Source organism: Vreelandella halophila, assembly GCF_009856365.1.
Classification (GTDB): domain Bacteria; phylum Pseudomonadota; class Gammaproteobacteria; order Pseudomonadales; family Oleiphilaceae; genus Halospina; species Halospina utahensis_B.
In genome coordinates this window covers 401172-425111 of sequence record NZ_WMEX01000003.1, presented here as the reverse complement: position 1 = coordinate 425111, position 23940 = coordinate 401172, and the positions used below count along the sequence as shown (strand labels likewise).

Genomic DNA, 23940 nt, shown 5'->3' with positions numbered 1-23940 from the left:
AGCATGGCCGAGACTTTACAGAAAGGTACCCTTTATGTCGTGGCAACGCCCATTGGCAATCTGGGGGATATAAGCACCCGGGCAGCCTGGGTGCTGGCGGGCGTCGACCGGGTTCTGGCCGAGGATACCCGACAGACGCGGCGGCTTCTGGAGCATCTGGATCTGCACAAGACTCTGACCCCGCTCCATGAACACAACGAGGATCGCCAGCTCGCCCAGGTTCTGGAGTGGCTGCGTAGTGGTGAGATGCTGGCACTGGTTTCAGATGCCGGCACGCCGCTGATCTCCGATCCGGGCTTTGCTCTGGTCAGGGCGGCGCGGGAGCAGGGACTGCCTCTGGTCACGATTCCCGGCGCCAGTGCCGTAACGGCGGCGCTGGCGGTGGCGGGTCTGCCTACGGACCGGTTTGTGTTCGAGGGCTTTCTGCCCCCGAAAGCGGGGGCGCGCCGGCGCGCGCTTGAGGCCCTTGGTCGGGAAACCCGAACCATGGTGTTCTATGAATCCCCCCGGCGGGTAGCGGGAGCGCTGGCGGATATGGCCGGCGCTTTCGGTGGTTCCCGTGTCGCGGTGGTGGCGCGCGAGCTCACCAAGGCCCACGAGCAGTCGGTTCAGGGGACGCTGGCGGAGCTCGCGGACCAGGTCGCGGATGGCAGGATTCCGCTCAAGGGCGAGTTCGTGCTTATGGTTGCGGGAGCAGAGGCGGAAGCCGCTGGCCTGGATGTGGAAGTGGACCATCTGCTGGTGCAGCTGCTGACCCGTCTCAGTGTCAGTGATGCCGCCCGCATGGCTGCACGGATTACAGGTCAGGGGCGTGGTGGGCTCTATCAGCGGGCTCTGGCGCTGCAGAACCGGGAATAAAGGCCTTGTAAAATGTGGCCGAAGCCGTTAATTTTCTGCCTGAGCCCGCTATGCAGTCGCTGTTCCCGTCAGCGTACGGGGAGGGAGGAAAGTCCGGGCTCCACAGGGCGGAGTGCCAGGTAACGCCTGGGCGGCGCGAGCCGACGGAAAGTGCAGCAGAAAGGAAACCGCCTAAGCGGCCCGCGGGCCGCCGGCAAGGTTGAAAAGGTGCGGTAAGAGCGCACCGCGTGGCTGGCAACAGTCCACGGCGACGGTAAACCCCACTCGGAGCAAGGCCAAATAGGAGTCCAGAGGTGTGGCCCGCACCGGACTCGGGTAGGCTGCTTGAGGTCCGCGGTGACGCGGATCCCAGAGGAATGACTGCACGCGACAGAACCCGGCTTACAGGCGGACTCGAACAGGCCCGTGGCTTCCCACAGTGAAGCCCGGGCCACCCTTCCTATTCTGTTCATTTCTTTTGAAGTACTTCTCTTATAGCAAAAAAGTCTTGACCTTGACGTGAATTCTTGGAGTTTTCTCCAGGTTTCTGAAAAGGCGGAATTTGTTACGCGCACGTTACCTTCCGTTCACTGCTTTTCCTTCTAAATCACTGGCACAACGGTATTTTTTCCTGATTCAGGCGGCTTGGGTTTTCTTGCATTGCCCCGGGAGTCTTCTTATAGTGTCGCCAAGTGGTAAAAAGTGGCATCAAGTGGTGTCTTGTGGGTAATGAGTGGTGGCATTGGGTCAGTTGGTGATCCGGGCCACTGAATCGGGGTAGCGAATCGACCATGACGAATTTTCTCGGCAGTCATGCGATCAATATGGACGCCAAGGGGCGCCTGGCTATCCCCGCTCGTGTGCGCGAGGACCTCGAGACCCTCTGTGGTGGCCGTATTGTGCTGACCGCCCACACCGAGGAACGCTGCCTGCTGGTCTACCCCGAGCCGCAGTGGGAGGAGATCCTGCCCAAGATCGAAGCGTTGCCGAGCTTCAACAAGGCGGTACGCCGCACCCAGCGGCTGCTCATTGGTTATGCCACACCGCTGGAGCTGGATGGCGCGGGCCGGATTCTGGTGCCGCAGCCGCTGCGTGATTACGCCGGCCTGGAGAAGAAGCTCTACCTGGTCGGCCAGGGCCGCAAGCTGGAACTCTGGAGCGAGGACCGCTGGATGGCCTGGCTTGAGGAGGATGACGGCGATGAGGAAATCCCGGAAGAGATGAAGTCCCTGTCGCTTTAGCGGGGACTGGAGAATTGGCCATGGCTCATGAGTCCGTACTGCAACAGGAAGCCGTTGACGCGTTGGTGACCACGCCGGCGGGCAGGTATGTGGATGCCACCTTCGGCCGGGGCGGCCACAGCCGGGCCATTCTCGACCAGCTGGATGATACCGGTCAGCTCCTGGTTCTGGACCGTGATCCGGAAGCGATCCGTGTGGCCAGGGAACTGGCGGAGGCGGATCCGCGGGTCAGTGTACAGCGCGGCGACTTTGGCAGCCTGGCCGGGCTCCTGAATGAAGCCGGCTGGTCCTGGGTCGACGGCGTTCTTTTCGATCTGGGTGTTTCCTCCCCGCAGCTGGATGAGCCGGAGCGTGGCTTCAGTTTCCGGCACGACGGCCCGCTGGATATGCGGATGGATCCGGACGCGGGCCAGAGCGCCGCCGACTGGCTGGCACGCGAGGATGAGAAGGAGATTGCGCGGGTTCTGCGTGACTACGGCGAGGAGCGGTTCGCGAAGCGGATTGCGCGCCGCATTGTCGAGGCCCGGCAGGAACAGCCGGTTACCCGCACTACGCAGCTGGCCGAGCTGATCCGTGAGGCAGTGCCGTTTGAGGACCGCTACAAGCACCCGGCGACCCGCTCGTTCCAGGCGATCCGTATCCGGGTGAATGAGGAGCTGCCACAGCTGGACGAGGCTCTTTGCCAGGCGGTGGACCATCTCGGCCCGGGGGGGCGTCTTGTGGTGATCAGCTTCCATTCATTGGAGGATCGCCGCGTGAAGCGCTTCATGCGCGACCGCAGCCGGGGCCCGCAACTGCCACGTGGTGTGCCGGTGACGGCTGAGATGGAAGAGACGGGATTCCGGACAGTGGGCCGTGCCGTACAGGCATCGGAGGCTGAACGCAGTGTGAATGTGCGTGCGCGCAGCGCAGTGATGCGTGTGCTTGAACGCAGCAGTGCGGGGGAGGCCTGATCATGGGGGCAACGGCAGTCAGGTCCGAAACCGGAGGGCGCGCGCTGCGCTGGCGGGAAGTGCTGGACGCTGCGGCACGTATTTCCGGTCGTATCTTTCGGGGGCTCTGGGGTTCCAGGGTGCTGGTGACGCTGCTGATGCTGCTGGTGCTGACGGTTTCGGCACTGGCTGTGGTGTATGCATCCCATCTCAACCGGACGCTGTACGGCACCCTGACTGATCTGCGGGATGAGCGGGATGCCTATCAGCGGCAGTGGACACAGCTTCTTCTGGAACAGAGTGCGCTCAGCGCGCACAGCCATGTGGAAGGGCGCGCGGCGCGGGAACTGGAAATGAAGGTTCCCGCCCGCGATGACATTGTAGTCGTGACAACGCGGTAGATTCATGGCGGGACAAAAACACCAACAGACCGCTCGCAGGCACGACCGCGTGGCTATGGCTTCGTGGCGGCACCTGCTGGTGCTGGTGGCGGTACTGGGCTCCGCTGCCGCTGTCGGCGCTCGGCTGGTGGAGCTTCAGGTCCTGGACAATGAATTCCTGCGCGAGCAGGGCGAAGCACGCACCGCCCGCGTGGAACCCATCGATGCCAACCGTGGCGTGATCCGCGACCGTCATGGCGAACCCCTGGCCATAAGCACCCCGGTGAAGACCCTGTGGGCCAATCCCGGCGAGCTGCCATCGGACCATCCCGCCATACCCCGGCTTGCAGAGGCGGCGGAACTGGACGCGGCACAACTGCGCGAGCGCCTTGCCAGCAACAGCGAGCGTGAATTTCTCTACCTGCGCCGCAAGGTGCAGCCTGCACTGGCTCGGGAAGTCATGGAGCTGGAAGTTCCCGGTGTCTACAGCCGGCGCGAATACCGCCGCTACTACCCGGCGGGGGAAGTGACCTCACACGTGATCGGGTTCACCAACATCGATGAACAGGGCCAGGAGGGGATGGAGCTGTCCTTCAATCACTGGCTGGCGGGTGAGAAGGGGAGCAAGCGCGTACTCCGGGATAACCGTGGGCGCACCATCCGGGACCTTGGCCCCATCCGTGAAGCCCATCCCGGTAACGACCTCAATCTGAGCCTCGACCTCCGGCTCCAGTACCTCGCCTACCGTGAGCTGAAGGCTGCCGTCGAGGCCCATGGTGCGCGCGGTGGTACCGTGGTCATGCTGGATGTGGACAGCGGTGAGATCCTGGCGATGGCCAACCAGCCGGCGCTGAACCCGAATGACCGTGGACAACGGGATCCGGCCCGTGTCCGCAACCGCGCGATCACCGACCTGTATGAGCCGGGCTCGACCGTCAAGCCCTTTACGGCAGCGGCGGCTCTTGAGTCTGGCGAGTTCACCCCGGAAACCGTCATTAACACCAGCCCTGGCTACCGCCAGATGGGCGCCTACACGATTCGGGATCATCACGATTACGGCCGGCTCTCGCTCGCCGAGATCATTGTCCGTTCCTCGAATGTGGGCATCAGCCGCGTCGCTTCCGAGCTCTCCGGGGAGCGGCTCCAGAACCTGTTCTACAGCGTGGGATTCGGGCAGTCCACGGGCATCGGCTTCCCTGGGGAGTCGGTGGGTATCCTGCCGGCGAGCGTGAACCTGCGGCCGGTTGAGGTGGCGGCGCTTTCCTATGGCTATGGGCTCAGCGTGAACGCGCTGCAGATGGCCCAGGCTTACATGACCCTGGCCAATGGCGGTATCCGTTATCCCGTGACCCTGCTTAAAAACGATGAGGCACCCAAGGGCCATCGGGTCATGTCGCAAGAGACCGCGCGCCAGGTGCGGGCGATGCTTGCCAGGGTTGTGGAAGAGGGCACCGGCACGCGTGCGGACCAGGGCATCTACCGTCTGGCGGGCAAGACCGGGACAGTCCACCTGGTCGGCGCCAGCGGCTATGAGGCCGACCAGTACAAGGCGCTGTTCGCCGGCATGGGCCCGGTTGATGATCCGCAGGTGGTCACCGTGGTCACTGTTGATGCGCCTTCACGCACCGAGTACTACGGCGGTGAGGTGGCCGCGCCCATCTTTGGACGCATCATGGGTGACGCGCTGCGACTGCTGAATGTCAGCCCCTCCGGGGGGGCGTCCATGGCTGACGAATCCACCGGGACTGATGGGGGGCAGGGATGAGCCACGTCGCGCACAGTCTCAAGAACCTTCTAAGGGATCGGGCTGCCATTCCATCGGTACTGGATGTCTGGGTGCATGGCTTGAGCGCTGACAGCCGGCGGGTCCGCCCGGGGGATGCCTTCATCGCGCTGGCGGGTTCCGGCGGGGATGCCTGGGCGTACGTGGATGACGCCGTCGCGAACGGAGCGGTGGCGATCCTGCTGGAGGATGGCGCCGGGGACCCCAGAGAGTACCGTGGGGCCGTCCTGGTTCCGGTTGCCGGCCTGGGTGACTGCCTGGCCGGTCTGGCCGATTACTTTCATGGCCATCCATCCGCCCACCTCACCGTGATCGGAGTGACCGGTACCAACGGTAAAACCTCGGTTACCGGCTTCATCGCGGCCATTCTGGAGGCTGGTGGTATTCCCGCGGCTACCATGGGGACCCTTGGCTACGCCTTCCGGGAATCCCGGGAGACGGCCAGCCATACCACCCCCGATGTGACCCGGGTGCACAGCCTCCTGGCTGGCTTCCTGGATCAGGGCGCGAAAGCGGTGGTCATGGAAGTTTCATCCCACGCCCTTGTGCAGGGCCGGGTAGACCGGGTGCGGTTTGATGCCGGCGTATTCACCAATCTTTCGCCCGAGCATCTGGATTACCACGCTGATATGGCAGCGTACGGTGCCGCCAAGGCGCGTCTCTTCATGGATCATGAGCCGGACATTGCGGTGGTCAATGCGGATGATGATTTCGGCCGCCAGCTACCTGGTCGGTTGCCGGCCGAAACCCGCCTCTGGCGTTACGGGTACACGGCGGAGCAGCTCGAATGCCGCATCCGTGATGCCCGGCCCGCCAGCGACGGTATGGCCGCGATCCTCGATACCCGTCTGGGGCGGCTGTCACTGCAGACCCGCCTGATGGGCCATTTCAATATTGAGAATCTGGCGGCCGCCAGTGCCGCCGCACTGGCCCTGGGGATTCCCCCCGGGGTGGTGGAGACCGCGGCCGCCGGGGTGGAAGCGCCTCCGGGGCGCCTTGAGCCCTATGCGGCGACCAGCGGGCTGAAGCTGGTGATTGATTACGCCCACACAGCAGCGGCGCTTGAACACGCTCTGGCAGCTCTCAGGCCCCATGTCAGTGGCGAGCTGTGGTGTGTCTTCGGCTGTGGCGGCAATCGTGACCAGACCAAACGCCCGGCCATGGGCGAAGTGGCGGAACGGCTGGCGGACCATGTGATTCTGACCGATGACAACCCGCGTGATGAATCACCGGAGGGCATCGTGGCGGACATCCTTTCCGGAATGGCCGATGCCGCCGGTGTGCGGGTCATCCATGACCGTGACAACGCTATCACCACCGCCTTCCGGGAAGCGGATACGACGGACCTGGTGCTGATCGCGGGCAAGGGCCATGAAACCACCCAGGAGCGTGGTGGCGTCCGTACCGCCTTCAGCGATGCCGGCGTGGTGCGCAGACTGATCGGTGAGGGAGGGGAAGCAGCATGATGCGGGCATTCTCCCTGGCGGAAATCACACCCCTGGTTCAGGGCACCCTGCGGGGTGAGGACCTGTTCTTCAGTCGTGTCGGCATTGATACCCGGACGCTGGCGAAGGGGGGTCTCTACGTGGCTCTGAGCGGGGACCGGTACGACGGTCATGACTTCGTGCGGGAAGCGGAAAAAGCGGGCGCCTGTGCCATCGTTGCGGAGAAGAAGGTGGATGCCAGTATGCCGGTGATCCAGGTGCGGGACAGCCGTTACGCACTGGGGCGCCTCGCCGGGCTCAACCGTGCCGAATTCGCGGGGAAACTGGTCGGGATTACGGGCAGCTCCGGCAAGACCACCACCCGGCAGATGATGCAGACGGTGCTGGCAGAAGCCGGCTCCGTGATGGCAACCGAGGGCAACCTGAACAATGAGATCGGTGCGCCGCTGACCCTGCTCCAGCTCGGGCCGGATGCAGAGTTCGCAGTCGTGGAGCTGGGGGCCAGCGGGCTCGGCGAGATCGCCTGGACAGGGTCTCTGGCTGCGCCGGACGTCGGTATCATTACCAATGCCAGTGCGGCGCATCTGGAGGGCTTTGGCAGCCTGGAGAACATTGTCTCCGCTAAGGGTGAGATCATCGATTCCGTGCGCGCTGGAGGCACCGTCATCCTGAATCATGACGAGGCTGCTTTTGAGGACTGGCGGGCACGGGCCGGTATGCGGCGGGTGCTCAGCATCTCCGCGCAGGGGGACCAGGATGCCAGCTTCCGGGCGGAGTCCATCCGCGAGGATGCCGACGGCATCGCGTTCACACTGCTCGGTGATGCCGTGACCGCCACCGACATCCGGCTGCCCATTCCGGGCCGGCACAACGTGGCCAATGCCCTTCTGGTGGCCGCAGCGGCGCACAGTCTGGGATTGGGCATGGATCGGGTCGCTCGCGGGCTGGCAAACACACCGGCTGTGGCCGGTCGGCTGGAGCCCATCACCCTGCGGCCGGGCATCCGCATTCTCAACGACAGCTACAACGCCAACCCGGCCTCCATGGCGGCTGCCCTGCGGACTCTGGCCGCCATGCCGGCACCGCGGTTTGCCCTGCTGGGGGATATGGCGGAACTGGGGTCGGAAGCGGCCAGCCAGCACCGGGCCCTGGGTGAACTCGCCCGGCAGCTGGGCATTGAACAACTGATGGTCACCGGAAGCCATGCCAGCGATTACGCCGACGGCTTCGGTGACGGGACCCACACCGGCGACGCCCCGGAATCACTGGCGGACCGGGTGTGGGATGAACTGGGGGAGGTCGCTTCGATCCTGGTCAAGGGCTCGCGCAGCGCGGGCATGGATCGGGCGGTCACCCGTCTCAGAGAGAGGAACGACGACGCATGCTAGTCTGGCTGACTGATTTTCTGGCGCAGTACATCAGCGGCTTTGCCGTGTTCCAGTACATTACGCTCCGGGGCATCCTGGGGGTGCTGACGGCACTGCTGACCTCGTTGCTCATCGGCCCCGCCATGATCCGGCATCTGGCGCAGTATCAGATCGGCCAGGCGGTGCGGGATGACGGCCCCGAAACACACCTGAGCAAGGCCGGAACTCCCACCATGGGCGGTGCGCTTATCCTGGTGGCGGTGGCGCTGAGCACACTCCTGTGGTCGGACCTGAGCAACCGTTATGTCTGGATCACGCTGGGCGTGACGCTGGCATTCGGTGCCATTGGCTGGGTTGATGACTACCGAAAGGTTGTGGATCGCAATCCCAAAGGGCTGCCGGCACGCTGGAAGTATTTCTGGCAGTCGGTAACCGGCTTCCTGGCAGCCGTGGCTCTGTACGCCACCGCCACGCTGCCCCAGGAAATCACGCTCATTATGCCGTTCTTCAAGGATTTCGGCTTGCTGATGGGGCCGGTTGCCTTTGTGGTTCTGAGCTACCTGGTGATCGTCGGCAGCAGCAATGCCGTCAACCTCACTGACGGGCTGGATGGGCTGGCAATCATGCCTACGGTCATGGTCGGGGCGGCCCTGGGGATCTTCGCCTACGCCTCAGGCCACGCCAATTTCGCGGATTACCTGCAGATTCCGAACCTGCCCGGCACCGGTGAGCTGCTTGTCTACTGCGGCGCCCTTGTCGGTGCCGGCCTGGGCTTTCTGTGGTTCAACACCTATCCCGCGCAGGTCTTCATGGGGGACGTGGGTTCCCTGGCGCTGGGTGCAGGCCTTGGGGTCCTGGCGGTCATCGTCCGCCAGGAGATCGTGCTGTTCATCATGGGCGGCATTTTCGTGGTGGAAACCCTGTCGGTCATCGTTCAGGTCGCTTCGTTCAAGCTGACCGGGCGGCGGGTTTTCCGCATGGCACCGCTGCATCACCACTTCGAACTCAAGGGCTGGCCGGAGCCGCGCGTGATCGTGCGGTTCTGGGTCATCACGGTCATTCTCGTACTCGTGGGTCTTGCGACCCTCAAGCTGAGGTAGGGCAGACAGTCATGGCACTGATTGCATCGGATCGTCGCACACTCATCGTCGGGCTGGGAGCTACCGGCCTGTCGTGCGTGCGTCATTGCCATGCACTCGGCCGGCAACTGGCCGTGGCGGACAGCCGTGCCCAGCCGCCGGGTCTTGCTGAGGTGCGCGAGCGCTGGCCGGATCTGGAAGTGGTCACCGGCGCCTTTGATCCGGACTGGTTCTGCGGTTTCGATGAACTCATCGTCAGCCCCGGGATCAGCCTGGATGAACCGGCGATCGCGGCGGCCGCCGAGGCGGGTGTGCGGATTTCCGGCGACCTGGACCTGTTCCGGGAAGCCGTGGCGGCACCGGTGGTGGCCATCACGGGCTCCAACGGCAAGAGCACGGTCACCACGCTTCTCGGGCAGATGGCCGCGGAGGCCGGTGTGAATGCCGGTGTGGGAGGCAACCTGGGTACGCCGGCGCTGGATCTGATCGCCCCGGATGTGCCGCTCTATATCCTGGAGGTTTCCAGTTTCCAGCTGGAACGCACCACGGATCTGAAAGCCGAGGTGGCCACGGTCCTCAACGTCAGCGATGACCACATGGACCGCTACCCGGACCGGATGAGCTACTTCCAGGCCAAGCACCGGATCTTCCAGGGCGCACGCAATGCCGTCGTGAACCTGGACGATCCCCTGAGCCAGCCGCTGCTCAACGAGGGCATGGTGCCGCATTTCTTCGGACTCTTCCGGGTGGACCTCGGGGTCTTCAGTACCCGCGAGGACGAAACCGGTCTCTGGCTGACCCATGGTCTGGATAACCTGATGCACGCCAGCGAGCTGGGCGTGGCCGGCATGCACAACATCGCCAATGTGCTGGCGGCGCTGGCGCTGGGCAATGCGGTCGGGCTGCCCATGGACGCCATGCTGGCGGCCGCCCGCCGGTTCCGGGGCCTGCCGCACCGCAGCCAGAGCCTGCGGGAACACAGCGGCGTGCTCTGGGTGAACGATTCCAAGGCCACCAATGTGGGCGCCACACGGGCCGCAATCGAAAGCCTGGCGCCCGCCGAGGGCCAGCTGGTGCTGATTGCTGGCGGCGATGCCAAGGGAGCGGATCTGTCCCCGCTGGTGGAGGCGGTGACCGGGCGGGTCCGCCATCTGGTGCTCATGGGCCAGGATGCGCCGATCCTGGAAGAGGCTCTGGGTAACCTCGTGGCCAGCACGCGTGTCAGCACGATGGAGGAAGCGGTAAAGGTCGCGTCGGACAAGGCTTGCGCCGGGGACCGGGTACTGCTTTCCCCGGCCTGCTCGAGTCTGGATCAGTACAGCAGCTATGAGGCCCGGGGCGATGCTTTCGCCCGGGCTGTGGAGGCGTTATGACGGCGGTTGCGGGGAATATGCCCATCCGCGCGCCGCGGCGGGAACTCACGGCGCTTCTGTTGAGTGCGGGTGTGTTGCTGACGCTGGGCATTGTGATGATTGGATCGGCTTCCATGGATGTGGCGGCACAGAACTATGGCAGTCCGCTGCACTTCGTTCTGCGCCAGAGCGTCTATGTGGTGCTGGGCTGCCTGGCGGGGCTGGTTGCCGCCAACATTCCGCTCGTCTGGTGGCTGCGTGGTGCCTGGCTGTGGCTGGCCGGTGCCTTCCTGCTGCTGATCCTGGTACTGACGCCCCTGGGGGTCACCGTTAATGGCAGCACCCGCTGGATCTCACTGGGTGTCGCGAACTTTCAGGTTTCGGAGGCGGCCAAGTGGCTTCTGGTGGTCTATCTGGCCGGCTACGTGGTCCGGCGTCACGCGGAAGTGGTGGATACCTGGCCCGGGGTGCTCAAGCCGCTGGCCATCCTGGGCGCGGCCAGCGGGCTTCTGCTGGTGCAACCGGATTTCGGTGCCGTGGTGGTGCTGATGGCGGCCGCCTTTGGTGTCATTTTCGTCAGCGGTGTCGGGCTGGGCCGCTTCCTGGTGGTGAGCCTGAGCGGTCTGGCCCTGGGCGCCGCAGCGCTGTTCAGCCAGCCGTACCGGATTGAGCGCCTGGTGGCCTACCTCGATCCCTGGAAGGACCAGTTCAATTCCGGCTACCAGCTGACCCAGGCGCTGATCGCGTTCGGTCGTGGAGAATGGACCGGAACCGGCCTGGGCAACTCGATCCAGAAGCTGTTCTATCTGCCGGAAGCCCATACCGATTTCATCTTTGCCATCGCTGCCGAGGAATTCGGGCTTCTGGGAGCGCTGGGCATACTGCTGACATTCACGGTGCTCGTTCTCACTGGCCTGCGTATTGCCCGCCGGGCCCGGGACGCCGGCATGACGTTCGGCGCCTGTCTGGCCTACGGCCTGACCCTGCTGATCGCGCTCCAGGCCTATATCAATATGGCCGTCAACACCGGGCTTCTGCCCACCAAGGGCCTGACCCTGCCGCTCGTCAGCTATGGCGGCTCCAGCCTGGTGGTGAGCTGCGTCACCATTGGCGTGATCGCGCGGGTCCAGATGGAAGTGGAAGATCAGCTTGCGCAGGAGGGCGATGCATCATGAGCCAGCGTTTCCTGATCATGGCAGGCGGTACCGGCGGGCACGTTTTCCCGGCACTGGCCACTGCGGAAGCTCTCCGGGAAAAGGGCCATGAAGTCGCCTGGCTCGGCTCCAGTGGCGGCATGGAAGCCGATCTGATTGGTGGCAGGGACATCCCCCTGTACCTGATCGAGGTCTCCGGTCTGCGGGGCAAGGGTGGCCTCACGCGTCTGGCGGCACCAGTGAAACTGATGCGGGCGCTGTGGCAGGCGGTTGCGGTGATCCGCCGCTTCCGCCCGGACTGCGTTCTGGGTATGGGCGGTTTCGCGGCCGGACCGGGTGGTCTGGCGGCCTGGCTGCTGCGCCGGCCGTTGGTGATCCATGAACAGAATGCGGTTGCCGGTATGACCAACCAGTGGCTCTCCCACCTGGCCGAAGTCACCTTGGAGGCGTTTCCCGGTGCCTATGGCAGCAGAACCGTGACCCGCTGCACGGGCAACCCGGTGCGCCAGGACCTGACGGGGCTTCCGGCCCCGGCTGAACGTATCGGGCGCGGGCAACGGCTTAAGCTCCTGGTCCTGGGGGGAAGCCGTGGTGCCCGCGCCATCAATGAAGTGGTGCCGGAGGCGCTGGCGTCGCTGGCAACCGGTGAACAGCCGGAAGTCCGCCATCAGTGCGGCCGGGATCACCTGGACAGCACCCGCAAGGCCTATGCGGACGCGGGTCTGTCGGCGGACGTGGTGCCCTTTATCGGGGATATGGCGGAAGCCTACGGCTGGGCCGACCTGGTGGTCTGCCGGGCGGGCGCCCTGACACTGGCGGAGCTCGCCTGTGTAGGCGTGGGGGCCGTGCTGGTGCCTTTCCCGCATGCGGTGGATGATCATCAGACGGTCAACGCGCGCCATCTCAGCGACGCAGGTGCAGCCCTTCTGATGCCCCAGTCCCAGCTGGATGCGGCGGGTCTGGCGCGGGAAATCCAGCGTCTCGATGACGATCGGGACGCGCTGCGCACCATGGCGGAGCGGGCCCGCGAGCTGGCGGTCCCGGACGCCACCGAACGTGTTGTCAATTACTGTCTGGAGGCGGCTCATGGCCGAGCGTAATACCAGCCCCATGGTCCATGACGTGCCCGAGATGCGGCGTATCCGCGGGATCCACTTTGTGGGTATCGGCGGTTCCGGTATGAGCGGGATCGCGGAAGTGCTCTACAACCAGGGCTATGAGGTGACCGGCTCCGATATCCGTGAAAGTGCCGTGACCCGTCACCTGGGAGAGCTTGGGATCCGTGTGGCCATCGGGCACCGCGGGGAGAACAGTGCCGATGCGGACGTGGTTGTGGTCTCCAGTGCCGTGGATGAATCCAACCCGGAGGTCGTTACGGCCCGGGAAAACCGCGTACCGGTGGTACCCCGTGCGGAGATGCTGGCCGAGATCATGCGTTACCGCCACGGCATTGCGGTGGCCGGTACCCATGGCAAGACCACGACAACCAGCCTGATCGCCTCGATTCTGGGCGAGGGCGGTCTGGACCCGACCTTCGTGATCGGTGGCAAGCTCAACAGCGCCGGTACCAATGCCCAGCTGGGGCGTTCGCGCTACCTGGTGGCCGAGGCCGATGAAAGCGATGCCTCTTTCCTGCATCTGACGCCGGTGATCAGCGTGGTCACCAATATCGATGCGGATCACATGCACACCTATGGCGGTGACTTCGAGAAGCTCAAGCAGACCTTCGTGGAGTTCCTGCACAGCCTGCCGTTCTACGGCGTGGCCATCATGTGCTGTGATGATCCCCGGGTGCGGGAAGTGGCGGAACGCATCTCGCGCGCCGTGATCACTTACGGTTTCAGCGAGGACGCTGACTATCGAGCGGTGGACGTGAACACGGACGGTTTCAGTACCGGTTTCCGTGCGCTGCGTCCCGATGGCTATTCGGACCTGGAAGTGCGCCTGCGCATGCCGGGTCGGCACAACGTCCTCAACGCCATGGCGGCGATTGCCGTGGCCACGGACGAGGGGGTCGGGGACGAGGATATTCTGAGGGCACTGGAGCATTTCTCCGGTGTCGGCCGTCGCTTCCAGGTCTACGGCGACTACCCGGTAGCCGGGGGCGAGGTCACGCTGGTGGACGACTACGGGCACCATCCACGTGAGGTGGAGGCGGTGATCCAGGGTGTGCGCGATGCCTGGCCCGGTCGTCGCCTGGTCATGATCTACCAGCCGCACCGGTTCAGCCGGACCAGTGATCTCTATGACGATTTCGTGCGGGTGCTCTCCAGCGTGGATGTGCTGCTGATGCTGGATGTCTACGCGGCGGGTGAGCAGCCGATCCCCGGCGCGGACAGCCGAAGCCTGTGCCGGAGCATGCGCCAGCGGGGCCAGCTGGATCCGGTGTTCGTGGAGGACACGGATCGGGTCGAGGATCTGCTGGAGAACCTGCTCCAGCCCGGCGATCTGCTTATCACCCAGGGGGCCGGCGACATCGGGGGCCTCTCGGCGCGTCTGGCGTCGAACGGACTGACCGGAAGCGGAGGTGATCATGACGGTCACTGATGAGTTCCGCGTCAGTGCAGAACAGACACAGGCCCTGGGCCGGGTTGCGGTCCTGATGGGTGGCGATTCGGCGGAGCGCAGTGTCTCGCTCAAGAGCGGGCAGGCGGTGACCGACGCCCTGCAGGCGGCGGGCGTGGATGCCCATGCCGTGGATGTGCAGGGTAACGCGATTCTCAAGCTGGCCGCGGAAGGGCAGTTCGACCGGTGTTTCATCGCCCTTCACGGTCGTGGCGGAGAGGACGGCACCCCCCAGGCCATACTGGATCAGGCGGGGGTCCCCTATACCGGCAGTGGGGTTCTGGCCTCGGCGCTGGGGATGGACAAGCTGCGCACCAAGTACGCGTTCGCGGGCGCCGGCCTTCCCACGCCGGCCTTCCGGCTCATGCGCTCGGTCGGGGAGGCAGAGGCCATCCTGGGTGAGCTGCGTGCTCCGCTCGGTGTCAAACCGGCGCGTGAGGGCTCGAGCATCGGTATCGGCAAGGTGGGGACGGTTGCCGAACTGAAGGAGGCCTATATCCAGGCCTGCGAGCTCGACCCCCTGGTGCTGGTGGAGGAATGGATAACAGGCGGCGAGTACACCGTCAGTATTCTGGGCGACCAGGCACTGCCGGTGATCGGGCTGGCCACCGACCACACCTTCTACGATTTCGAGGCCAAGTACCTCTCGGACGATACCCATTACATGCTGCCCAGTGGCCTTGACAGCGCCCACGAGCAGCGTATCCGGGAGCTGTCGCTCGAGGCCTTCCGGGTCATTGATGGCTGCGGCTGGGGCCGGGTGGATGTGATGCAGGACGCCGCCGGCGATTTCTGGCTTTTGGAGGTGAACACCATTCCCGGCATGACCGACCACAGCCTGGTGCCCATGGCCGCTGAGGCGGCCGGCATCGGGTTCCGGGAACTCTGTGTCCGGATCCTGGAACAGACACTGGAGGTGCGGGCATGAACGGGCTTCTGTCGCCACTGCGGATCCGGGATACACGCGCCAAGACTGCGCGCCAGCGTGGCGCCAGTCCCATGGTGGAGGATCCCTCCGCGTTGCGCCTGGCGTTGCGCATGGCGGCTGGTGCTGTACGGCGAGTGCCCTGGAGTCAGGTCTCGCTCGGTCTGGTGGTGGCGGTTACCGCCGCGATGCTGCCCTGGGCTATTGGACAGGGGGTCCAGTTCCTCGATCAGGACTTCAACCGCGTCCAGGTGCAGGGCGAGCTGACGCGGGTAACGGAGCCGGCGCTGCAGAATCATCTGGAGCCGTTCATCGGGACGAGCTATTTCGCCACCGACCTGTCCCGGGTGAAGGCCCAGCTCGAGATGCTGCCCTGGGTTGAGAGTGCGGCCGTTGGGCGCGAATGGCCCGGCACCCTGACGGTCAGTGTGCGTGAGCACGAACCCGTGGCGCTGTGGAACGGGCAGGCGCTGATCAGCGGCGAGGGTACGGTATTCCGGCCTGCGGCGCCGGCGGCCCTGGACCTGCCCCGGCTTAATGGACCGGCGGGGCGTGCGGACGAGGTGCTGGAGCGGGCCCGGGCCTTCCGCGGTGAGCTGGCTGCGCTGGGGCTGGGGCTTGAAAGCGTCAGCCTGGAGCCCAGGGGCGCCTGGACGCTGCTTCTGGACAACGGCATAAGCGTCTCACTGGGCCGGGACCGGGTTCGGGAGCGCTTTGAACGGTTCATGACGGTTTACGAATCCCGGCTGTCGCCTGTGGCGGCGGATATCACCGGGGTGGATGCGCGCTATGGCAACGGGGTTGCTGTGCGCTGGAGAGATTCTTGAATCACGGGACTCAGATTATGTCATCGGCAGACACAGAGAACATGATCGTCGGGCTTGATATCGGCACCTCCAAGGTGGTGGCGCTGGTCGGCAAGCAGAATCCGGACGGTTCCATCGAGGTTGCCGGCATTGGCTCGCATCCGTCGCGCGGCCTCAAGCGCGGGGTGGTGGTCAATATCGAGACCACTGTCCAGGCGATCCAGCGTGCGGTTGAGGAAGCGGAGCTGATGGCCGGCTGCCGGATCCATTCCGTGTATGCCGGTATCGCCGGGAGCCACATCCGCAGCATGAACTCCCATGGCATTGTCGCCATCCGTGACCGCGAAGTGACCCAGGCCGATATCGACCGGGTCATTGATGCCGCCCAGGCGGTGGCGATCCCGGCGGACCAGAAGGTGCTGCACATCCTGCCCCAGGAGTTCGTGATCGATAACCAGGAGGGCATCAAGGAGCCCCTGGGCATGTCGGGCGTGCGGCTTGAGGCCAAGGTCCACCTGGTGACCTGCGCGGTGAACGCGGTCCAGAACATCGACAAGTGTGTGCGTCGCTGCGGCCTGGATGTGGACGACATCATCCTGGAGCAGCTGGCATCGAGCTATTCGGTGCTGACGGACGACGAACGCGAGCTGGGCGTGTGCATGGTGGACATCGGCGGTGGCACCACCGACATCGCCATCTTCACCGGCGGGGCTATCCGGCATACGGCGGTGATCCCCATTGCCGGCGACCAGGTGACCAATGACATCGCCATGGCACTGCGCACGCCCACGCAGAACGCCGAAGAGATCAAGACCCGTTACGCCTGCGCCCTGACGCAGCTGGCCGGCGCCGAGGAAACCATCAAGGTACCCGGCGTTGGTGACCGTGCGCCCCGGGATCTGTCCCGGGCAGCGCTGGCGGAGGTGGTCGAGCCCCGTTATGAGGAGCTCTTCACCCTGGTCCAGTCCGAGCTGCGGCGCAGCGGGTTCGAGGATCTGATTCCGGCGGGAATCGTGGTGACCGGCGGCTCTTCCATGATGGAAGGCGCGGTCGAACTGGCGGAAGAGATTTTTCATGCGCCCGTGCGCCTGGCGATACCGTCGGGCGTGACGGGCATGAGCGATGTGATCGGCACCCCGGTGTACGCCACTGGCGCGGGGCTGCTGATGTACGGCTTCCGGCAGGCGGAGAAGGGACGCGGGGGCGGTCCCTCTCCGGCTGCGGGAGATTCACTCCTGGCACGGATCAAGCAGTGGTTCACCGGGAATTTCTGAATCGGTTTTCAATGAATCCAAATAAAGCGGCACAAGCCGCTGGATAGAAGGAAGGAGAAGGGGAATGTTTGAACTGGTAGACAACGTAGAGCAGAGCGCAGTGATCAAGGTTGTCGGTGTTGGCGGGGGTGGCGGCAACGCCGTCCGCCATATGCTGTCAAGCGAAGTCGAGGGCGTTGAGTTCCTGTGCGCCAACACGGATGCCCAGGCACTGAAGGATCTGGACAGCAAGTCCCTGATCCAGCTGGGTGGCAATATCACCAAGGGCCTGGGCGCCGGGGCGAACCCGGAGATCGGGCGGCAGTCCGCGATGGAGGACCGCGACCGCATTGCCGAGGCCCTGAAGGGTTCGGACATGGTTTTCATCACTGCCGGCATGGGTGGCGGCACCGGCACAGGGGCTGCGCCCATCGTGGCCGAGGTGGCCCGCGAGATGGGCATCCTGACCGTGGCTGTGGTCACCAAGCCGTTCGGCTTCGAGGGCGGCAAACGCATGAAAGTGGCCGACGCTGGCCTCAAGGCGCTTGAGGATACCGTGGATTCGCTGATCACGATCCCCAATGAGAAACTGCTGACGGTGATGGGCAAGAACACCAGCCTGCTGGATGCCTTCGCCTCGGCCAACGACGTGCTGTTGGGTGCCGTTCAGGGCATCGCCGATCTGATCACCCGCAACGGCATGATCAACGTCGACTTTGCGGACGTGAAGACGGTCATGTCAGAGATGGGCAACGCCATGATGGGCACTGCCCGGGCCACTGGTGACGAACGTGCCCGCGAGGCGGCCGAGGGTGCCATCCGCAGCCCGCTGCTGGACGACATCAACCTGCAGGGCGCACGTGGCATCCTGGTGAACATCACGGCTGGCATGGACCTGAACCTCGGCGAGTTCAGCGAGGTCGGTGACATCGTGCGCGAATTCGCCTCCGAATCCGCTACCGTTGTGGTCGGTACGGTGATCGATCCGGAAATGGAGAACGAGTTGAAGGTGACCGTGGTCGCAACCGGGCTCAATGCCGAAGGGGATTCGCCGCAGAAGGTGGTGGACAATACCCGCAGCATGGACGGCAAGACCGACTACAACCAGCTGGATCGCCCGGCGGTACTGCGCCGGCGTGCAGTGGCCAGCGAGGGGAATGCGGCCGTGGATCAGGACAGCCAGGGTGAGCAGGATACCAATGTCGACTACCTCGACATCCCGGCATTCCTGCGTCGACAGGCGGACTGAAAGCCGTGGGGATCCCGGGGCATTGTGCGTCACTGAAGCCAATGTCTCGGTTTTCCACAGACTGTACAAATGGCGTCCAGACACGCCATCTGTTACAGTATGCGCAAAATTACGGCTTCCAGTTTAAGCCGTTTCCATGACGGAACAATGACATCATGATCAGACAACGCACCCTGAAGAACACCATCAGAGCCACCGGCGTCGGGCTCCATTCCGGCGAGAAAGTGTTTCTGACACTGAAACCGGCGCCGGTGGATACGGGCATCGTATTCCGGCGTGTGGATCTGGATCCGGTCGTGGAGGTGGAAGCGAGGGCCGAATACGTCGGCGAGACCATGCTTTCCACCACCCTGGTTAAGGATGGGGTCCGTGTTGCGACAGTGGAGCACCTGATGTCGGCTATGGCCGGTCTGGGGCTCGATAACTGCTATGTGGAGCTGAGTGCGGCGGAAGTGCCGATCATGGACGGCAGCGCGGGGCCCTTTGTGTTCCTGCTGCAGTCCGCTGGCATCGCCGAGCAGGAAGCGCCCAAGAAGTTCACCCGCATCAAGCGTGAGATCACCGTTGAGGAAGAAGGCAAGTGGGCTACGTTCACGCCTTTCGACGGTTTCAAGGTGAGCTTCACCATTGAGTTCAATCACCCGGTGTTCGAAGGCCGTAACCAGAATGCCACGGTTGATTTCTCAAGCACGTCCTTCGTCAAGGAAGTGAGCAGGGCGCGGACCTTTGGCTTCATGCGCGACATCGAAGCACTGCGTTCCATGAATCTGGCTCTGGGTGGCAGTGTGGATAACGCCATCGTGGTGGATGACTACCGCATCCTGAACGAGGACGGTCTGCGCTACGACGATGAGTTCGTCCGTCACAAGATGCTCGATGCTATTGGGGACCTCTATCTGATGGGCAGCAGTCTGATCGGTGAGTTCCGAGGCTTCAAATCGGGCCACGACCTGAACAACAAGCTTCTCCGCAAGCTCATTGCGGAGGAGGATGCGTGGGAAGTCGTGACCTTCGACGATGAGGCCAAAGCCCCTATCTCCTACTTCAAGCCGAGTCTGGCCGCAACGGGCTGATCCGGCTACTGGCCCTTCCGGGCATGCGAGGACAGGCGTCTCAGTACCCCGCTGAGGCCGCTGTCCTCCGTTTCCTCCGCTACTTCCCTGAGCAACTCGGCATTCTCCGCCGTCATTTCCGGTCGTTCCCTTGCCGTTCGCGGGCGTGGGTCATGCCAGGGCTGGACCCGTGCGCGGACACGCCAGACCTGACTGAAGCGCTCATCCTGCCGCAGGTTCTGGACAATGCGTCGCTGCTGGAAACGGACCTGGCTGGCGCGGGTACTGTCTGGGACCAGAAGTGTCAGTTCACCATTGGCATAGCCACCGAAACGGCAGCATTCGGCCAGGTTACCGGGCAGTGCTTCGAGGATGACGGTTTCTACACGCCGGTGCTGTTCGGCCTGTCTGAGAAGCCGGCTGAGCGGGCCTTCCGAGCCACTGTCGAGGGGGTGAGAGGGACGGTTTTCCCGGGGCATCAGCGCTACCTGCAGAGGGGTAATACCTTAAAATTGTAACGGAACCTTTCCGTGACCTGTCTCACAGTTAAGATTCCGTTAGACTCTCACTTGGAGTATGCTCGGCATCCGTCCTACGATCAATGACCGGTCGGGGATGCTGCAGGGTCTCAGAACACAGAGTCGCAAGACAGAGAGTTCGGTTGAACCTATGAACATACTTTTTGTAGGCCGCCATCACGGCAGAGCCCGGGTATTTTCCCCGGGGCGCAGTACGCTGTTCGCAGCGGGTGCCAGCCTGGCACTGATGATGGCCGGGGCTGGCTGGGGTGGTTACCAGCTGGCGGTCCAGTCCGGCGCCACGGGCACCGTTGCGGAAAGTCACATGGTCGAGCGCTGGAAAGAGCGGCTGGACGAGACCCATGCGGAACTGGACCGGATCGAGTCCAGAGCCGAGAGCGAGATCTCAGCGCTGACACGGCGTGTAGGGGAGCTGCAGGCCCGCGTCCTGCGGGTGGATGCCCTGGGTCAGAACCTGATGGCGTCCGCGGATCTTTCCGGCGAGGAATTCGACTTTGAGTCCCGCCCTGCGATGGGGGGACCGGAACCCGAAATGGCGGGCGAAAGCCAGACCACCACGGCGCTTGAACACCAGATCAGCGCCCTTGAAAGCCGACTGAGCTCCCGCGAGAAGCAGCTGACACTCCTGGACCGGTTGATTGCCAATCGCGAGCTCAAGAGTCAGCGTGAAGTGGACGGCAGGCCGGTGACCTGGGGGTGGACCTCATCACCCTATGGTTATCGTACCGATCCCTTCAATGGCCGTCGGGCCTGGCACACCGGGGTGGATATTGCCGGCCGTGAAGGCGGGGATGTCATCTCGGTCGGGGCCGGTGTTGTGACAGAGGCCCACAAGAAGGGGGGCTACGGTTACATCGTTGAGATCGACCATGGTGACGGTTATCAGACCCGTTATGCCCATGCCAAGAAGCTGCTGGTCGAAAAAGGCGACATCGTCGAGAAGGGCCAGAAAATCGCCCTGATGGGATCAACGGGCCGCTCCACCGGACCGCATGTGCATTTCGAGGTGGTTAAGGACGGTACCCGGAAGAACCCCACGGACTTCATGTGACTCCCCTGGCCGGGCCATCCCCGGCCACTGCTTTTCCCTCCGAGTTAATTGGCGTTAGAATGCAGTGCCTTATTGTGTTCGACAGCGCCGACTCCATCTGTTCCGCCCTGTCCCTTTCGCGGCGCCCGTCCAGGCAGGGCTTATAGGGAAACGAATCAGGATTATGTTCTCACAGCTGGCCACCCGTCTTTTCGGAAGTAAGAACGCCCGTGAAATCAAGCGCATGCAGAAGCTGGTTGATCAGATCAACCAGTTCAGCGAGAGCCTCGGGTCGCTCTCGGATGAGGCGCTCAAAGCCAAGACCGGTGAACTCCGGGAGAAGCTCGGCAATGGCGCCGAACTGGAGGACATACTGCCGGAAGCGTTTGCGGTGGTGCGCGAGGCCAGTGACCGGGTTCTCGGCCTTCGCCATTTCGATGTCCAGTTGATCGGGGGCATCACTCTGCACGAGGGGCGCATTGCGGAAATGCGTACCGGTGAGGGCAAGACGCTGGTGGCGACCCTACCCATCTACCTCAACGCGCTGACTGGTAACGGTGTTCACCTGGTCACCGTGAACGACTATCTGGCCCGGCGTGACGCGGCCTGGATGGGCCATCTGTACAACTTCCTCGGGCTGAGTGTGGGCGTGATCAACTCCGGACAGCCCTCAGAGGACAAACGCGCCGCCTATGCCTGTGATGTCATCTACGGCACCAACAACGAGTTCGGCTTCGACTACCTGCGCGACAACATGGCGTTCAGCCTGGAGGACAAGGTCCAGCGTGGGCTCCATTACGCCATTGTGGACGAAGTGGACTCCATCCTGATCGACGAGGCCCGTACGCCGTTGATCATTTCCGGCGCGGCGGAAAGCGACACGGACATCTACCGCCGGGTGAACGAACTGGTCCCCCACCTCGAGAAATCCTCCGAGGATGCCGAGGAGGAGCCGGACGGCGACTTCACCATTGATGAGAAATCCCGTTCCGTGGAACTGACGGAGAAGGGCCACGAGAAAGTGGAAGCCCTGCTGCGCGAGGCCGGGCTGCTGGAGGAGGATTCCAGCCTCTATTCGGCGGCCAACCTGAGCCTGCTGCATCACATCCACTCCGGGCTGCGGGCCCACCACCTGTTCCACCGCAATGTGGATTACATCATCAGTGAAGGGCAGGTGGTCATCGTGGACGAGCATACTGGCCGCACCATGCCCGGCCGGCGCTGGAGTGAGGGGCTCCACCAGGCGGTGGAAGCCAAGGAAGGCGTCGAGATCAAGGCCGAGAGCCAGACGCTGGCCTCGACCACCTTCCAGAACTTCTTCCGTCTCTACGACAAGCTGGCCGGCATGACTGGTACGGCGGATACAGAGGCGTTCGAATTCAACCAGATCTACGGCCTGGATGTGGTCTGCATCCCCACCAACAAGCCGGTCAACCGCACGGACTACAATGACCTGATCTATCTGACCAAGGAAGAGAAATACCAGGCGATCATTGATGAGATCCGGGATGAGGTCTCAGCCGGGCGCCCGGTGCTCGTGGGTACGGCCTCCATCGACACCTCCGAGGTGATGTCGAAGCTGCTGAATGAGGCGGGTATCCCCCATAACGTGCTCAACGCCAAGCAGCACGAAAAAGAGGCCCATGTCATCGCCCAGGCGGGTAAGCCCGGCACCGTCACCATTGCCACCAACATGGCGGGCCGTGGTACCGACATTGTGCTGGGTGGCAACCTGGACGCGGAACTGGCCGATCTCGGCGAGAACACCTCCGAGGCTGATATCGAGGCCCTGAAACAGGACTGGCAGCGGCGCCATGATGCCGTGGTGGAGGCCGGTGGTCTGCACATCATCGGTACCGAGCGCCATGAGTCGCGCCGGATCGACAACCAGCTGCGTGGCCGTGCCGGTCGCCAGGGCGATCCGGGCTCTTCCCGGTTCTTCCTCTCCCTGGAGGACGACCTGATGCGTATCTTCGCGCCGGATCGGGTCAAGAACCTGATGCAGGCACTGGGCATGCAGAAGGGCGAGGCCATCGAGCATCGCATGGTCACCAACTCCATTGAGAAGGCCCAGCGTAAGGTCGAAGGGCGCAACTTTGACGTGCGCAAGCAGCTGCTGGAATACGACGACGTGGCCAACGACCAGCGCCGCGTGGTCTATGAGCAGCGTAATGAGGTGATGGAATCCGAGGACATCTCCGGGCTCATCCAGCAGGTACGCGAGGATGTGGTCGACTCGGTCATCAGCCAGCACATCCCGCCCCAGAGCATGCCCGAGCAGTGGGATATTCCCGGCCTGGAGCAGCAGCTTGAGAGCGAACTGGGCCTGCAGCTGCCGGTACGCGACTGGCTTGAGGAAGAAGGCATGTACGAGGAGAAGCTGCGCCAGCGGATCCTCGAAGAGCACATCCGTGTCTATCAGGAGAAGGAAGAGGTGGTCGGCGCTGAGACCATGCGCCGGTTCGAGAAGCAGGTGTTCCTGCAGACGCTGGATACCCTCTGGAAGGAGCATCTGGCCAACATGGACCATCTGCGCCGGGGCATCCATCTGCGTGGTTACGCGCAGCGCAATCCCAAGCAGGAGTACAAGCGAGAGGCGTTCAACCTCTTCCAGAACATGCTGGAGTCCATCAAGTTTGACGTCGTGCGGGTGATCTCACGCGTGCGCGTCCAGCGTCAGGAAGAGCTGGATGAGATGGAGCGCAAGCGGCGTGAGGAGCTGCAGCAGGAACTGGCGCGGGCGCAGGCCCGTCATGACGAGGCCAGCGGCCAGGCCGCCGCCCGCGCGGATGATGGCGAGGGTGGTGACGGCCAGGGTGACAGTGATGAGGACAGTGCCGGCGTTGGCCAGCAGCCGTTCGTTCGCGATAACCGCAAGATCGGCCGTAATGAGCCCTGCTTCTGCGGCTCCGGCAAGAAATACAAGCACTGTCACGGCAAGGCGGAATAAG

20 protein-coding genes and 1 other RNA gene are annotated in these 23940 nt (G+C 63.7%); 20 read left to right on the top strand and 1 reads right to left on the bottom strand.

Annotated elements, in window-relative coordinates:
- Window positions 1–3: 3 nt before the first annotated feature.
- The 18 genes from rsmI to lpxC all read left to right on the top strand — a co-directional run bounded on the left by rsmI (window position 4) and on the right by lpxC (window position 19441).
- On the top strand, window positions 4–858 hold the full coding sequence (rsmI, locus tag GLW01_RS07640) for a 16S rRNA (cytidine(1402)-2'-O)-methyltransferase (RefSeq protein WP_151440815.1): 855 nt from the start codon (window positions 4–6) through the stop codon (window positions 856–858).
- Window positions 859–898: 40 nt separating this feature from the next.
- An RNA gene (gene rnpB / locus GLW01_RS07635) (RNase P RNA component class A) lies at window positions 899–1258 on the top strand.
- Window positions 1259–1628: 370 nt separating this feature from the next.
- Window positions 1629–2078 carry a division/cell wall cluster transcriptional repressor MraZ gene (gene mraZ, locus GLW01_RS07630; RefSeq protein ID WP_077529066.1) on the top strand — a complete coding sequence of 150 codons (450 nt, stop codon included), beginning with the start codon at window positions 1629–1631 and terminating at the stop codon, window positions 2076–2078.
- A 20-nt stretch (window positions 2079–2098) separates the two neighbouring features.
- On the top strand, window positions 2099–3031 hold the full coding sequence (gene rsmH / locus GLW01_RS07625) for a 16S rRNA (cytosine(1402)-N(4))-methyltransferase RsmH (protein ID WP_160898676.1): 933 nt from the start codon (window positions 2099–2101) through the stop codon (window positions 3029–3031).
- Between the two features lie 2 nt (window positions 3032–3033).
- Window positions 3034–3411: a cell division protein FtsL gene (gene ftsL, locus GLW01_RS07620; protein WP_151440817.1), complete on the top strand. Its 378-nt coding sequence runs from the start codon at window positions 3034–3036 to the stop codon at window positions 3409–3411.
- Between the two features lie 55 nt (window positions 3412–3466).
- Window positions 3467–5155: a peptidoglycan D,D-transpeptidase FtsI family protein gene (locus GLW01_RS07615; protein ID WP_202405611.1), complete on the top strand. Its 1689-nt coding sequence runs from the start codon at window positions 3467–3469 to the stop codon at window positions 5153–5155.
- Entirely contained in the window at window positions 5152–6639 is a 1488-nt protein-coding gene (locus GLW01_RS07610) for a UDP-N-acetylmuramoyl-L-alanyl-D-glutamate--2,6-diaminopimelate ligase (RefSeq protein ID WP_160898675.1), read from the top strand. The genes GLW01_RS07615 and GLW01_RS07610 overlap by 4 nt, the downstream gene beginning before the upstream one ends.
- Window positions 6636–8006: a UDP-N-acetylmuramoyl-tripeptide--D-alanyl-D-alanine ligase gene (locus GLW01_RS07605; protein WP_160898674.1), complete on the top strand. Its 1371-nt coding sequence runs from the start codon at window positions 6636–6638 to the stop codon at window positions 8004–8006. Before GLW01_RS07610 ends, GLW01_RS07605 begins: the two co-directional genes overlap by 4 nt.
- Window positions 8000–9085: a phospho-N-acetylmuramoyl-pentapeptide-transferase gene (gene mraY / locus GLW01_RS07600; RefSeq protein ID WP_095618011.1), complete on the top strand. Its 1086-nt coding sequence runs from the start codon at window positions 8000–8002 to the stop codon at window positions 9083–9085. Before GLW01_RS07605 ends, mraY begins: the two co-directional genes overlap by 7 nt.
- Before the next feature lie 11 nt (window positions 9086–9096).
- The gene (gene murD / locus GLW01_RS07595; RefSeq protein WP_151440821.1) at window positions 9097–10437 is read left to right on the top strand and encodes a UDP-N-acetylmuramoyl-L-alanine--D-glutamate ligase; all 1341 of its coding nucleotides are present in this window, start codon (window positions 9097–9099) and stop codon (window positions 10435–10437) included.
- Complete coding sequence (gene ftsW, locus GLW01_RS07590) at window positions 10434–11591, top strand: putative lipid II flippase FtsW (RefSeq protein ID WP_151440822.1); 1158 nt, start codon at window positions 10434–10436, stop codon at window positions 11589–11591. The genes murD and ftsW overlap by 4 nt, the downstream gene beginning before the upstream one ends.
- Window positions 11588–12670 carry an undecaprenyldiphospho-muramoylpentapeptide beta-N-acetylglucosaminyltransferase gene (murG, locus tag GLW01_RS07585; RefSeq protein ID WP_160898673.1) on the top strand — a complete coding sequence of 361 codons (1083 nt, stop codon included), beginning with the start codon at window positions 11588–11590 and terminating at the stop codon, window positions 12668–12670. The genes ftsW and murG overlap by 4 nt, the downstream gene beginning before the upstream one ends.
- A complete protein-coding gene (gene murC, locus GLW01_RS07580; RefSeq protein WP_151440824.1) occupies window positions 12657–14117 on the top strand; it encodes a UDP-N-acetylmuramate--L-alanine ligase in 1461 nt (486 codons plus the stop codon). The genes murG and murC overlap by 14 nt, the downstream gene beginning before the upstream one ends.
- Window positions 14104–15063 (top strand): D-alanine--D-alanine ligase, encoded by a 960-nt coding sequence (locus GLW01_RS07575; RefSeq protein WP_160898672.1) that lies wholly within the window; start codon window positions 14104–14106, stop codon window positions 15061–15063. The genes murC and GLW01_RS07575 overlap by 14 nt, the downstream gene beginning before the upstream one ends.
- Window positions 15060–15887 carry a cell division protein FtsQ/DivIB gene (locus tag GLW01_RS07570; protein WP_160898671.1) on the top strand — a complete coding sequence of 276 codons (828 nt, stop codon included), beginning with the start codon at window positions 15060–15062 and terminating at the stop codon, window positions 15885–15887. Before GLW01_RS07575 ends, GLW01_RS07570 begins: the two co-directional genes overlap by 4 nt.
- A 17-nt stretch (window positions 15888–15904) precedes the next feature.
- Complete coding sequence (gene ftsA, locus GLW01_RS07565; RefSeq protein ID WP_077528658.1) at window positions 15905–17140, top strand: cell division protein FtsA; 1236 nt, start codon at window positions 15905–15907, stop codon at window positions 17138–17140.
- Window positions 17141–17204: 64 nt separating this feature from the next.
- The gene (ftsZ, locus tag GLW01_RS07560; protein ID WP_095618004.1) at window positions 17205–18368 is read left to right on the top strand and encodes a cell division protein FtsZ; all 1164 of its coding nucleotides are present in this window, start codon (window positions 17205–17207) and stop codon (window positions 18366–18368) included.
- 155 nt (window positions 18369–18523) lie between these two features.
- A complete protein-coding gene (gene lpxC / locus GLW01_RS07555; protein WP_095618003.1) occupies window positions 18524–19441 on the top strand; it encodes a UDP-3-O-acyl-N-acetylglucosamine deacetylase in 918 nt (305 codons plus the stop codon).
- A gap of 5 nt (window positions 19442–19446) precedes the next feature.
- On the opposite strand, the gene GLW01_RS07550 is transcribed toward lpxC, so the two are convergent.
- Complete coding sequence (locus GLW01_RS07550) at window positions 19447–19899, bottom strand: DciA family protein (RefSeq protein WP_151440827.1); 453 nt, start codon at window positions 19897–19899, stop codon at window positions 19447–19449.
- Between the two features lie 190 nt (window positions 19900–20089).
- On the opposite strand from GLW01_RS07550, the gene GLW01_RS07545 reads away from it, so the two are divergent.
- A complete protein-coding gene (locus tag GLW01_RS07545) occupies window positions 20090–21010 on the top strand; it encodes a M23 family metallopeptidase (protein WP_151440828.1) in 921 nt (306 codons plus the stop codon).
- A gap of 163 nt (window positions 21011–21173) precedes the next feature.
- Window positions 21174–23939 carry a preprotein translocase subunit SecA gene (gene secA, locus GLW01_RS07540; protein ID WP_151440829.1) on the top strand — a complete coding sequence of 922 codons (2766 nt, stop codon included), beginning with the start codon at window positions 21174–21176 and terminating at the stop codon, window positions 23937–23939.
- The last annotated feature ends 1 nt before the right edge of the window (window position 23940 follow it).

Bases quoted from the DNA above. Each gene is read 5' to 3' on its own strand.
- rsmI (WP_151440815.1), top strand. From the start codon at position 4: ATGGCCGAGACTTTACAGAAAGGTACCCTTTATGTCGTGGCAACGCCC.
- GLW01_RS07605 (WP_160898674.1), top strand. From the start codon at position 6,636: ATGATGCGGGCATTCTCCCTGGCGGAAATCACACCCCTGGTTCAGGGC.
- murG (WP_160898673.1), top strand. From the start codon at position 11,588: ATGAGCCAGCGTTTCCTGATCATGGCAGGCGGTACCGGCGGGCACGTT.
- GLW01_RS07545 (WP_151440828.1), top strand. From the start codon at position 20,090: ATGAACATACTTTTTGTAGGCCGCCATCACGGCAGAGCCCGGGTATTT.
- GLW01_RS07550 (WP_151440827.1), bottom strand. From the start codon at position 19,899: ATGCCCCGGGAAAACCGTCCCTCTCACCCCCTCGACAGTGGCTCGGAA.
- ftsW (WP_151440822.1), top strand. From the start codon at position 10,434: ATGACGGCGGTTGCGGGGAATATGCCCATCCGCGCGCCGCGGCGGGAA.
- lpxC (WP_095618003.1), top strand. From the start codon at position 18,524: ATGATCAGACAACGCACCCTGAAGAACACCATCAGAGCCACCGGCGTC.
- mraZ (WP_077529066.1), top strand. From the start codon at position 1,629: ATGACGAATTTTCTCGGCAGTCATGCGATCAATATGGACGCCAAGGGG.
- secA (WP_151440829.1), top strand. From the start codon at position 21,174: ATGTTCTCACAGCTGGCCACCCGTCTTTTCGGAAGTAAGAACGCCCGT.
- GLW01_RS07610 (WP_160898675.1), top strand. From the start codon at position 5,152: ATGAGCCACGTCGCGCACAGTCTCAAGAACCTTCTAAGGGATCGGGCT.
- ftsA (WP_077528658.1), top strand. From the start codon at position 15,905: ATGTCATCGGCAGACACAGAGAACATGATCGTCGGGCTTGATATCGGC.
- murC (WP_151440824.1), top strand. From the start codon at position 12,657: ATGGCCGAGCGTAATACCAGCCCCATGGTCCATGACGTGCCCGAGATG.
- GLW01_RS07615 (WP_202405611.1), top strand. From the start codon at position 3,467: ATGGCTTCGTGGCGGCACCTGCTGGTGCTGGTGGCGGTACTGGGCTCC.
- GLW01_RS07570 (WP_160898671.1), top strand. From the start codon at position 15,060: ATGAACGGGCTTCTGTCGCCACTGCGGATCCGGGATACACGCGCCAAG.
- ftsL (WP_151440817.1), top strand. From the start codon at position 3,034: ATGGGGGCAACGGCAGTCAGGTCCGAAACCGGAGGGCGCGCGCTGCGC.
- ftsZ (WP_095618004.1), top strand. From the start codon at position 17,205: ATGTTTGAACTGGTAGACAACGTAGAGCAGAGCGCAGTGATCAAGGTT.
- GLW01_RS07575 (WP_160898672.1), top strand. From the start codon at position 14,104: ATGACGGTCACTGATGAGTTCCGCGTCAGTGCAGAACAGACACAGGCC.
- murD (WP_151440821.1), top strand. From the start codon at position 9,097: ATGGCACTGATTGCATCGGATCGTCGCACACTCATCGTCGGGCTGGGA.
- mraY (WP_095618011.1), top strand. From the start codon at position 8,000: ATGCTAGTCTGGCTGACTGATTTTCTGGCGCAGTACATCAGCGGCTTT.
- rsmH (WP_160898676.1), top strand. From the start codon at position 2,099: ATGGCTCATGAGTCCGTACTGCAACAGGAAGCCGTTGACGCGTTGGTG.